The sequence below is a fragment of the Zhihengliuella halotolerans genome, from assembly GCF_004217565.1.
Classification (GTDB): Bacteria; Actinomycetota; Actinomycetes; order Actinomycetales; family Micrococcaceae; genus Zhihengliuella; species Zhihengliuella halotolerans.
In genome coordinates, this window is the sequence record NZ_SHLA01000001.1 from 332157 (window position 1) to 345485 (window position 13329).

General features: G+C 63.8%; 2 protein-coding genes. Both read left to right on the top strand.

The annotated features are described in order from the left end of the window. Positions 1-573: 573 nt before the first annotated feature. Positions 574-8379 (top strand): prealbumin-like fold domain-containing protein, encoded by a 7806-nt coding sequence (locus tag EV380_RS01480; RefSeq protein ID WP_130448860.1) that lies wholly within the window; start codon positions 574-576, stop codon positions 8377-8379. Positions 8380-9011: 632 nt separating this feature from the next. Next, positions 9012-13238 carry a SpaA isopeptide-forming pilin-related protein gene (locus tag EV380_RS01485; RefSeq protein WP_130448862.1) on the top strand — a complete coding sequence of 1409 codons (4227 nt, stop codon included), beginning with the start codon at positions 9012-9014 and terminating at the stop codon, positions 13236-13238. Positions 13239-13329: the final 91 nt, after the last annotated feature.

Below are 13329 nucleotides of genomic sequence, written 5' to 3' on the forward strand. Positions count from 1 at the left end.
TCTCTGGGTGGTGTGCCGACCGACGCTGGCTCTCCGGTATCGGCCTGGCAAAAGTTAGCCATTATTAACCTAGTGCACGGCCTCCGCGCTGTCGATGGCCGTTTGTCTTAATGCGGCAAAGAATCTCCGCCATACCTTCCGGTAGCCGAGCATCCGTGCCTATACTCAGGGTGTTTCGTCCTGCTTGCAGGACGTGCGTCATCAGGCATCGGGGGGGACCCTTTGACAAGGACCCGAAAGCCATGAAGCACGAAAACGTTGGGGACGCCGAAATTCCGCTGGGCACCAGATCCGCGGATCAGGCAGGCGCTGGATCTGCGCGCCGAAGAATTCTCTTTCAACCGTTGCGACGACGACGGTAACCTCCGCCCGGACCGCGCTCTCTCGCGTCCGCGGCCCTCTCCAACCCACCGCCCCGCCCGTTCCACTGAGTGAACGCCTGAGCAGGGTGTCGCAGTTATCAACTCGCTCCTGTCGACCTTCGACGCGTCGACGTATCTATGCCAGTTCGCAGAAATAATTGAGCATTCTCGCTGGCGCCCGTGCACTCACTCGCATTCTTAAGAGGACGACATGTCACGACATCTCACCCGCGCGCACCGCACAGGGCTCCGCGCACTCAAATCTTTGCTGGCTATGGGGCTCGCTGCGGGACTGATGTTCTCCGGCAGCGTCGCGATGGCCGTCGCAGCAGAGGACGATTTCCCCGCCGCCGCGGAGGTCACTGCACAGACGGAACCGGAGGGTGAGGCGCCCGTCCAGAAGAATGCGAGCGTCGATGAGGAAACCCTTGTCGAGGAAGACGCGACGGACAAGGCGGAAGTCGCCGAGAAAACGGCTGACGAACCGGTCACCGAGGAGGAGGTGGCACCGAAGCCGGCGCCGGCAGAGGCGCCTGTGGCCGAGGAACCGGCTGCTGAGGAACCGGCTGCTGAGGAAAAAGTGGCACCCAAGCAGGAGAAAGCTGAGAAGCCCGCTGCTGAGGAGCCCGCAGTCGAGGAAGAGGCCCCGGAGGTGCTTTCGGCGGAGGTGTTTACGCCCTTCGCATCGTCAAGTGATTTCCTGCTGAATTGGCCGGCCGACATCGACATGGCGACCGATCCGATCGGAAATAACGATCCGACGGTGTATTCCCAAGGGTCGAAGGAGAACGATCCGAGCTCGTGGGATTACAGTGCTTCGGCGAGTTCGCCTGGTTCGGGTGATGTCGGGGACACGTGGGTTGCCGCTGACTATGTGGGGGACGATGCCTGGTTGTGGTTGGCGTTCGAGCGGGTGACCGCGAACGGACAGATCGGGTATTTCCTGGAGTTGAACCAGTTGCCGTCCACGACGAATGCGAACGGTGCGGACATCCCGGTGCGGAGTGTAGGCGATATCCGGTTGACATTCCCGGCGAATAATGATGCGTTCTCCACGCCGGTGATCGAGCGGTGGGACGGATCCGGGTGGGTGGCGTCCAGCCTGCCGGCCGGTTCCTGGGACCACGTCGTGAGTCAGGAGGGCACGCTCGTCGAGTTCAAATTCAACCTCTCGGCGATCTTCGGCGGCGAGGACGGGATGCTGGATTGCGGCGAATTCGATTTCGCCAACATCATGCTGCGCTCGGCGGCGTCGGCGAGTCAGCAGTCCGAGCTGAAGGATTTCGTCGGCGGCCAGATCGACGTGGACCTGTGCGCGGGGCTGAAGATCCTGAAGACGGACGAGAACGGGGTGCCGCTGGGCGGGGCCACGTTCGAGATCGATCCGAATCCGCTGCCGGATGGCGAGGGCACGCTGACGATCACGGACAACGATGCGAACGATGCTGATCCGGCTGATGGTGTGATCGAACTGGCCGCGGTGAATCCGGGCGAGTACACGGTCACGGAGATCGAGGCGCCTGACGGGTATTTATTGCCGGCGGATCGGGACCAGGGTCCGTTGACGGTGGAGCCGGGTGGGAGTGTGACGTTCACGTTCGAAGATCCGGTGAAGTGGGTACCGCTGACGGTTGAGAAGAGCGTCGATGCCTCGTATTCGGTGTTGTACGAGTGGGACATCGAGAAGACGGTGGATCAGAGCCTGGTCGAGCAGTCGGGCACGACGGCGGCGTTCACGTACCTGGTCGAGGTGACCGAGGGTGCGCGGACAGCGTCGGACTTCGTGGTCGACGGGACGATCACGGTGGACAACCCGAATGCCGGTGCGATGGTCGCGACGGTGGAGGATGTCCTCGGCGACGGGACGGTGTGCGTGATCGACGCGGCCGATGCTTCGGGTGCCGACGGTCTTCAGATCTCCTTCGAACCGGGGGAAACGGTGCTCGACTACGAGTGCGAGGTGGCTGAGGAGCCGGAGGAGCTCTCGGGGTCGAACGAGGTGTCGGTGGCGTGGAGCCGCGCTGACTACCCGCAGGAGCAGGACGACGTTGATGATCCGGGTAATGCTCCCGAGGGTGAGGCATCGGCTAGTGAGGCGTTCGAGTGGACGGTGAACGAGACGGACGAGACGGTCACGATCGAGGACAGCCAGTTCGAGTTCGATCCCGCGTGGGAGATCACCTGGTCGGGCGAGGGCACGGTGCATGAGCAGGAGTACACCCTGGAGCGCGAGGTGCCCGCTGGCGAGTGCCAGACGTTCGACAACACCGCGACGATCGTTGAGACGCAGCAGTCCGACGACGCCGAGGCCACGTTGTGTGTGGGTGCTGATCTGGTGGTGGAGAAGAACGTGATCCACAGTTTCGACCGCACCTACCTGTGGGATATCGAGAAGACAGTGCTCGGTGATCAGCCGTTCGCGGCTGATCCGGAGACCGGGGATGTGACGGTTGAGTACGAGGTCACGGTTGGTCCGAATTCGTTCCAGGATTCGGGGTGGGCGATGCGTGGTGAGATCACGGTTGCGAACCCCAATGACTGGCAGGATATCGAGACCACGGTGAGCGACGCGGTCGACATCGGTGGCGGTGCTGAGTGCACCGTCATGGACGCCACGCGGGTGGTCGAGGCGAATGATTCTCTGGTGTTCGAGTACACGTGCACGTTCATGAGCGAGCCGGAGTACGACGGTGAGAACGTGGCGACGGCGGTGTGGGACGCGGAGGCCGCGTTCACGCCGAACGGCGAGGCCACGGGATCGGCGGAGGTTTCCGCCGATGAGTGGTCGGTGACGCCGATCAATGACACGGTCGTCGTCGAGGACGACCACTTCACCTTCGACCCGGCGTGGGAGATCACCTGGTCCGAGGACCTGGAGCCGGAGACGCGCACGTACGAACTGACGTGGAACGTGGGTGAGGCCGGTCGATGTGCCGAGTTCGTCAACGTCGCCAGTGTCATTGGCGATGACGATTTGCCGTTGGCTGAGGATGATGCTCTGGCCGAGGCCTGCCGGGAAGCGCCACTGGTCGTCGAGAAGACCATTGACGGCTCCTTCGACCGCCTCTACCTCTGGGATGTCGAGAAGGACGTCGACCAGACCGAGGTTACGGTGGGCGAGGACGACGCAATCCCCGAATTCGCCTATACGGTTGTCGCGACGCCGGGTGAAACCGAAGACGGCGAGTTCGAACTCGGCGGAACCATCACGATCGAGAACCCGAACACGTTCGAGTCCGGCTGGATCGTCGCCGAGGTCGAGGACACGATCTCGATCGAGGGCCTCGTCTGCACGATCGACGACGACGACCTGAACGAGGACGGCACGGTCACGATCGAGCCGAACAGCACGGTCGAACTCGACTACACGTGCACGACCGACGGCGTGACCGCCGAGTCCGAGGGCGAGAACACTGCGGTGGTCACCTGGAACGACGGCGAGCGGTTCGCGACGAGCGGCCCGGTCCCGTTCGGTTTCGAGTTGGATGGCGAGACCGATAAGTCGGTGGAGGTCTTCGATGACAAGACCGATCCCGAGGGTGAGCCGGTGCTGCTGGGTTCGGCGGAGTGGAACGCGGAGGGAACGCCCACCGAGTTCGAGTACGTGCTCGAGTTGGACGCCCCGGCTGGTGAATGCGTGGCGTACACGAACACGGCGTGGATCGTCGTCGACGGCGATGACCCGTCGGACGAGGTCGACGTGACGGTCTGCCGTCAGGCGGGCCTGTTGATCTCTAAGACGGTCGATGCAGATTACGACAGGTTGTACCTGTGGGACATTCTCAAGGACGTGGACTCCACGATGGTCACGGTCGGTGAGGAGGATGCGGCGCCTGCGTTCAACTACACGGTGATTGCGACGCCGGGCGGGTTCGAGGATTCGGGCTGGACGATGTCCGGCACGATCACGGTCGAGAACCCGAACGACGAGGGTCAGGATCCGGTGACGGTGGACGTGACGGACGTTCCGTCGGTTGAGGGCGTGGACTCGTGTTCCGTCATCGACGGCGAGGGCGTGACGATCGCTTCCGGTGATTCGGTGGTCCTGGACTACGAATGTGTGATCAGCGGGCAGCCTCAGTATCAGGGTGAGAACACGGCCGTGGTGACGTGGCCGAACGGTGAGTCGTCGGCGACCGTCGGCGTCGGTTTCGAGTTGGATGGCGAGACCGATAAGTCGGTGGAGGTCTTCGATGACAAGACCGATCCCGAGGGTGAGCCGGTGCTGCTGGGTTCGGCGGAGTGGAACGCGGAGGGAACGCCCACCGAGTTCGAGTACGTGCTCGAGTTGGACGCCCCGGCTGGTGAATGCGTGGCGTACACGAACACGGCGTGGATCGTCGTCGACGGCGATGACCCGTCGGACGAGGTCGACGTGACGGTCTGCCGTCAGGCGGGCCTGTTGATCTCTAAGACGGTCGATGCAGATTACGACAGGTTGTACCTGTGGGACATTCTCAAGGACGTGGACTCCACGATGGCCACGGTCGGTGAGGAGGATGCGGCGCCTGCGTTCAACTACACGGTGATTGCGACGCCGGGCGGGTTCGAGGATTCGGGCTGGACGATGTCCGGCACGATCACGGTCGAGAACCCGAACGACGAGGGTCAGGATCCGGTGACGGTGGACGTGACGGACGTTCCGTCGGTTGAGGGCGTGGACTCGTGTTCCGTCATCGACGGCGAGGGCGTGACGATCGCTTCCGGTGATTCGGTGGTCCTGGACTACGAATGTGTGATCAGCGGGCAGCCTCAGTATCAGGGTGAGAACACGGCCGTGGTGACGTGGCCGAACGGTGAGTCGTCGGCGACCGTCGGCGTCGGTTTCGAGTTGGATGGCGAGACCGATAAGTCGGTGGAGGTCTTCGATGACAAGACCGATCCCGAGGGTGAGCCGGTGCTGCTGGGTTCGGCGGAGTGGAACGCGGAGGGAACGCCCACCGAGTTCGAGTACGTGCTCGAGTTGGACGCCCCGGCTGGTGAATGCGTGGCGTACACGAACACGGCGTGGATCGTCGTCGACGGCGACGACCCGCAGGATTCGGTGACTGTTACCGCCTGCCGCGAGGCCGCACTTGTGGTCGACAAGTCGGCTGGTGGTTCCTTCGATCGGCTCTACTTCTGGGACATCGCCAAGGACGTCGACCGGACCGAGGTCACGGTCGGCGAAGAGGACGACGCGCCGGAGTTCAATTACACGGTGATCGCCACCCCCGGTGACCACGAGGACAGTGGCTTCGAGCTCGGCGGAACCATCCTGGTCCAGAACGAGAACTCGTTCGACCACGCGTGGATCGTCGCCGATGTCGAGGACACGGTCTCGATCGAGTCTCTGGTCTGCACGATCGAGGACGATGACCTGAACGAGGATGGCACGGTCACGATCCCGCCGGGCAGCTCGGTGTTCCTCGACTACACGTGCACGACCGGCGGGGTGAGTGCCGAGACGGAAGGCGAGAACACCGCCGTCGTCACGTGGCACGACGGCGAACGGACCGCGACCAGCGGGCCAGTGCCGTTCGGGTTCGACCTGGACGAGGAGACCGACAAGGTCGTCGACGTCCTGGACGACAAGACCAACCCGGAGGCGGACCCGGTGACGCTGGGTTCGGCGGAGTGGAACGCGGAGGGAACGCCCACCGAGTTCGAGTATTCGCTGGTCCTCGACGCACCGATCGGCGACTGCGCGGGCTACACCAACACCGCCCACGTGGAGGTCACGGGTGCGGATCCGCAGGCCGAAGCAAGCGTGAGTGTCTGCCGCGAGGCGGCGCTCGTGGTCGCGAAGTCGATCGAGGCGAGCTTCGATCGCACCTACCTGTGGGACCTGACCAAAGAGCGCGCCGACGGTGACGAGGACTTCGTCGACGCCGACGAGAACGGTGAGGCGACGGTGCCGTACGTCATCGCCGTCACCTCCGGCGGGTACGCGGATTCGGGCTTCGAGCTCGGCGGAAGCATCGAGATCACCAACCCGAACGTGTTCGAGGGCGGCGGGATCGTGGCCGAGGTCGAGGATACGGTCTCCGTGGACGGCCTGGTCTGCACCATCGCCGGCCTGAACGAGGAAGGCACGGTCGCCATCGCTCCCGAATCGTCCGTCACGCTCGACTACACGTGTACGACCGAGGGCGTGACCGCCGAGACCGAGGGTGAGAACACCGCGATCGCCACGTGGCACGACGGCGAAAGGTCCGCAACCAGCGGCCCGGTCCCGTTCGGCTTCGAGTTGGATGCCGAGACGGATCGCACGGTCGACGTGTACGACGACGAGGCGCAGCCCGGTTCCGAGGGCGAGCTCCTCGGGACGGTGTCCTGGGACGAGGTCGATACCGAGGACCCGTCGTGGTCCAAGGAGTTCGAGCAGGAACTGACGTTCACGGTCGATCCCGGCACCTGCGGTACCTTCACTAACACCGCGTGGGTCGTGGTCACGGGTGAGAACCCGCAGGACGATGCGACGGTGACGGTTTGCCACGAGGCGGATCTGCTGGTCTCGAAGACGGCGGACGCGAGCTACGACCGCCTCTACCTCTGGGAGATCGACAAGGAGGTCGACCGCACCACGGTCACCGTGGGCGAGGACAACGCGGCGCCGCAGTTCGGCTACAAGGTGATCGCGACGCCGGGAGACTACGAGGATTCGAACTGGATGCTCTCCGGTGAGATCACCGTCATGAACCCGAACTCCGAGGAGCAGGGTCCGATCACGGCCACGGTGGTGGACGTGCCCGGCGTCGAGGGTATCGAATCCTGTGAGGTCGTCGGCGGCGAGGAAGTCGTCATCGATCCGGGGGAGACCGTAACTCTCGCTTACGAGTGCGTGATCACCGGGCAGCCGGCCTACGAGGGCGAGAACACCGTTGAGGTCGCGTGGGACGGTGGGTCCGTCACGGCGGGCACTGGCATCGCCTTCGGCCTGGAGACGGAGACGGACAAGATCGTCGACGTCTACGACGACAAGACGGATCCGGAAGGTGATCCCGTGCTGCTGGGCTCTGCGGAGTGGAACGCGGAGGGAACGGCGACCGAGTTCGACTACGTGCTCGAGCTGGATGCGCCGGCCGGCCAGTGCGTGGACTACACCAACACGGCCTGGATCGTCGTAGAAGGCGACGTTCCGCAGGATTCGGTGACAGTCACCCCCTGCCGCGAGGCCGCACTCATGGTCGACAAGTCGATTAATGGCTCCTTCGACCGCCTGTACCTGTGGGACGTCGCCAAGGACGTCGACCGGACCGAGGTGACGGTCGGCGCGGAGGACGAGGCGCCGGAGTTCAACTACACGGTCGTCGCGACCCCGGGCGACACCGAGGACAGCGGTTTCGAGCTGGACGGATCGATCACGATCCAGAACCCGAACATGTTCGATGCCGCCTGGATCGTCGCCGAGGTCGAGGACACGGTCTCGATCGAGTCCCTGGTCTGCACGATCGAGGACGAGGACCTGAACGAGGACGGAACGGTCACGATCGCGCCGAATAGTTCGGTCACGTTGGACTACTCGTGCACGACCGACGGCGCCACCGCGGAGACGGAAGGCGAGAACACCGCCGTCGTCACGTGGCACGACGGCGAACGGTCCGCGACGAGCGGCCCGGTGCCGTTCGGCTTCGACCTCGACGCCGAGACCGATAAGACGGTTGAGGTGGTTGATGATCAGACGGATCCGGGTGCTGAGCCGGTGGTGTTGGGTTCGGCGGACTGGAATGCGGAGGGTGAGGCGACGGAGTTTGAGTACGCGTTGACTCATGATGCGAAGGCTGGTCAGTGTGCTTCGTTTACGAACACGGCGATGATCGTGGAGACGGGGGCGCAGGCGCAGGCGGAGGTGGAGACGTGCCGCGAGGCAGCACCGGCTCCCACTTCGGAACCGACGCCAGCGCCCGTCCCGATCCCCGCACCGACGCCGCTGCCGAGGACGGGATCGCAGATCATGTGGCTGGCCATCGTGGGTCTCGGGCTCCTGATCGTCGGAGCCGGGGCGATGATCGGCCGGAACCGCCGGGACGTCTGACGGAAACTGCGACCGCCGCCAATGAGAGGTTGCCGCGGCAGTGAAGGCGGGGGTGGAGTGTCAAGCGACACTCCGCCCCCGCCGTCGTTCAGTCTCTGCGGCAAGAAGCCTCTGTCATCATTCCCGTGAGGGGCATCTTGTGCTTATACTCAGGGCGTGTCACCCGTCACAGGGTGGTCGCGTGTAAGGCATCGGGGGGGAACCTTTAGCAAGGACCCGAAAGCCATGGAACACGAATACGTTGGGGACGCCGCTACTCCGCCGGGCATGAGGCCCGAGGACCAGGCAGGCGCTGAAGCCCCGCGCCACTCGCATCTCTTGAAGCCGTCGCGACGACGACAGCGACCTCTCACGCAGACCGCAGCCTAGCCACAGCCGATCTCGGCTACCGGAGGCTGCGGCTACTCGCCTGTCCGTTCCAACTGCGGAACGCGGGCGCACGAGCCCAGCAGGCTGAATCTCTCACCTCCGGCGGGTCGGATCGTCCAACGCTATTCCAGCCAGCTCGCGCTATCTATCGATCATTCGCGCTGGCCTTCCGTACTCACCCGCATCTTTAAGAGGACGACATGTCACGACATCTCAACCGCGCCCCACGCAGTGGGCCTCGCGGACTCAAATCTTTGCTGGCCATGGGGCTCGCCGCAGGTCTGATGTTCTCCGGCAGCATCGCCATGGCTGCGGCCGACGAGGAGATCTTCCCGGCGGCCGAAGACCAGTCGGTTACGACAGAGGAAAACACCAACGAGGAGCTCGAGTCGAGTTCGGCTGAGGAGCCTGTACTCGAGGAGGAGCCCGCCGGCGAGGACGAATCGGCCGAGGAGCCGGCAGTAGAAGTGGCTCCCGTTGACGAATCGGCAGCCGAGGAGGAGCAGGCCGAGGTGCCTGCCGCTGAGGAGAAGGCGGCACCGAAGCAGGAACCGGCTGCTGAGGCGCCCGCAGTCGAGGAAGAGGCCCCGGAAGTGCTTTCGGCGGAGGTGTTCACGCCCTTCGCATCGTCGAGTGATTTTCTGCTGAATTGGCCGGCCGACATCGACATGGCGACGGATCCGATTGGCAACGCGGATACGACGGTCTATTCGAATGGTTCCAAGGAGAACGACCTTTCGTCGTGGAACTACAACGAGTCGGCTGGTTCGCCTGGTTCGGGTGATGTCGGGGACACGTGGGTTGCCGCTGACTATGTGGGGGACGATGCTTGGCTGTGGCTGGCGTTCGAGCGGGTCACGTCGAATGGTCAGATCGGGTATTTCCTCGAGCTGAATCAGCTGGCCTCGACGACGAATGCGAACGGGGCGGATATCCCGGTGCGCAGCGTGGGCGATCTCCGGTTCGTGTTCCCGGCGAATAATGATGCGTTCTCCACGCCTGAGGTTCAGGTGTGGGACGGGTCGGGCTGGGTGACGACAACGTTGCCGGCTGGCTCCTGGGATCATGTGGTGAGCCAGGACGAGACGCTGGTCGAGTTCAAGTTCAATCTCTCGGCGATCTTCGGTGGCGACGATGGGATGCTCGAGTGCGGTGATTTCGATTTCGCGAACATCATGCTGCGCTCGGCAGCGTCGGCGAGCCAGCAGTCGGAGTTGAAGGACTTCGTCGGCGGTCAGATCGATCTCGATCTGTGTTCGAGTCTGAAGATCCTGAAGACGGATGAGAACGGGGTGCCGCTCGGTGGTGCGTCGTTCGAGATCGATCCGAATCCGCTGCCTGGTGGCGAGGGGACGTTGACGGTCACGGACAACGATGCCAACGATGCTGATCCTGCTGACGGGACGATCGAGTTGGCTGAGGTGAATCCGGGGGAGTACACGGTGACCGAGGTCGTGGCGCCGGACGGGTACTTGTTGCCGGCTGATCGGGACCAGGGGCCGCTGACGGTTGAGCCGGGTGGGAGCGTGACGTTCACGTTCGAGGACCCGATCGCCTGGGAACCGCTGAGCGTCGAGAAGTCGATCGAGGCCTCCTACCAGGTCGACTACACCTGGGGCATCGACAAGTCGGTGGACCAGACCCTGATCGAGCAGGCCGGGACGACCGCTGACTTCACGTATTTGGTCGAGGTGTTCGAGGGCGATCGGACCGCGACCGATTTCGTCGCCGGCGGAATGATCACCGTGGACAACCCGAACGCGGGGTCGATGGTGGCCACGGTAGAGGACGTGCTCGGTGACGGGACGGTCTGCGTGATCGACGCCGCCGACGCCAGCGGTGCTGACGGTCATCAGATCGCCTTCGGCCCCGGGGAAACGGTGCTCGACTACGAGTGCGAGATCGGCGCCGAACCGGAAAGCGAGTCCGGCTCCAACGCCGTCACGCTGACCTGGAGCAACGCTGACTACCCGCAGGAGCAGTCCCACGTCGACGACCCGGACAACGCCGGTGAGGCGTCCGCCACTGACACGGTCGATTTCACGTGGACGACGACGGAGGCGAACGAAGCCGTCACCGTCGAGGACAGCCAGTTCACGTTTGACCCGGAGTGGAGCATCACATGGGGCTCCGAAGAGGACGGCGTGTACGAGAACACCTACACGATCACCCGCGAGGTTCCAGCTGGCGAGTGCCAGACGTTCGATAACACGGTGACGATCGTCGAGACGGGTCAGTCTGACACCGTCGAGGCGACGTTGTGTGTGGGTGCGGATCTGGTCGTGGAGAAGAACGTGATCCACAGCTTCGACCGGACGTATCTGTGGGATATCGAGAAGACCGTGCTCGGCGACCAGCCGTTCGAGGCTGATCCCGAGACTGGAGACGTGACGGTCGAGTACGAGGTCACGGTGGGTCCGAATTCGTTCCAGGATTCGGGTTGGGCGATGAGTGGCGAGATTACAGTTGCGAACCCCAATGACTGGCAGGACATCGAGACGACAGTGAGCGACGCCGTCGACATCGGCGGCGGGGCCGAGTGTGCCGTCATGGATGCTACGCGGCTGATCGGGGCCGGCGAGAGCCAGACCTTCGACTACAACTGCACGTTCACGAGCGAGCCGGAGTACGAGGGTGAGAACGTGGCGACCGCGGTGTGGGATGCCGACGCCGCTTCGACGCCGACCGGCGAAGCCACGGGCACTGCGGAGGTCGCTGCTGACGAGTGGTCGGTCACGCCGATCAATGACACGGTCCTCGTCGAGGACGACCACTTCACCTTCGATCCGGCTTGGGAAGTCACCTGGTCGGATGGCATGGAACCGGAGAAGCGCACGTACGAGCTGACGTGGAACGTGGGCGAGGCCGGCACGTGTGCCGAGTTCGTGAATGTCGCCAGCGTGGTGGGCGATGAGGGCCTGACCTTGGCTGAGGACGACGCTCTTGCCGAAGCCTGTCGTGAGGCACCGTTGGTGGTCGAGAAGACGATTGATGGTTCCTTCGATCGGACGTATTTGTGGGATGTGGTGAAGGAGCGTGCTGAGGGTGTCGATGAGTTTGTCGATGCTGATGAGAATGGTGAGGCGACGGTCCCGTATCTGATCTCGGTGTCGAGTGAGGGTTATGCCGATGATGGTTTCGAGCTGGGCGGGACGATCTCGATTGAGAATCCGAACATGTTCGAGTCGGGCTGGATTGTTGCTGAGGTCGAGGACACGATCTCGGTTGAGTCCCTGGTCTGCACGGTCGAGGACGAGGATCTGAACGAGGACGGGACGGTGACGATCGCGCCGAACAGCACGGTCGAGCTGGACTACTCGTGCACGACCGAGGGTGCGACCGCGGAGACGACCGGCAATAACACGGCGGTTGTCACCTGGCATGAGGGTGAGCGGAGCGCGTCGAGTTCTCCGGTGGAGTTCGCTTTCGAGTTGGATGCGGAGACGGATGAGACCGTCGAGGTGTTCGACGACGAGGCGGTGCCCGGTTCCGAGGGCGAGCTGCTGGGGACGGTGTCGTGGGACGAGGTTGATCCCGAGGACGCGTCCTGGTCGAAGGAGTTCGAGCAGGAGCTGGTGTTCACGGTGGAGTCGGGGACGTGCGAGTCGTTCACGAACACGGCCTGGGTCGTGGTCACGGGTGAGAACCCGATGGATGATGCGGACGTGACGGTCTGTCACGAGGCGGATCTGCTGGTTTCGAAGACGGCGGATGCGAGCTTCGATCGGTTGTATCTGTGGGAGATCGCCAAGGAGGTCGATCGGAGCAAGGTGACGGTCGCTCATGATGGTGCTGCTCCGGAGTTCGAGTACCTGGTTTCGGCGACGCCGGGTGGGGTCGAGGACTCGGGGTGGATGCTCTCCGGTGAGATCACGGTCATGAATCCGAACTCGGAGGAGCAGGGTCCGATCGAGGCGACGGTGGCGGACGTGCCCGGTGTCGAGGGGATCGAGTCCTGTGTGATCGAGGGCGGCGGCGACGTCGTGATCGATCCGGGGGCGACGGTCACGTTGGCGTACGAGTGCCTGATCGAGGGGCAGCCGGAGTACGAGGGTGAGAACGTGGTGGAGGTCGCCTGGGATGGCGGGTCTGTCACGGCGAGTACTGCGGTCGTGTTCGAGTTGGATGCCGAGACTGATAAGTCGGTTGAGGTGGTTGATGATCAGACGGATCCGGGTGCTGAGCCGGTGGTGTTGGGTTCGGCGGACTGGAATGCGGAGGGTGAGTCGACGGAGTTCGAGTATGTGTTGACTCATGATGCGAAGGCTGGTCAGTGTGCTTCGTTCACGAACACGGCGATGATCGTGGAGACGGGTGCGGACGCGCAGGCGGAGGTCGAGGCTTGCCGTGAGGCGGCACCGGTTCCCACACCGACACCGGGGCCGCTGCCGAAGACGGGCGCCCAGGCTGGGTGGCTGGCTCTGGTGGGACTCGGATTGTTGATGGCCGGAGCCGGGGCGTTGATCGCTCGGAACCGCCGCGACGCCTGAAGGAGGCCGCAGTCGCCGACTGAATGATGGCGGCTAAGCGCAGCGGAGACGCTGCAGTGACGCGGGGCGGGCCGTGCTCTCGGAAATCGGG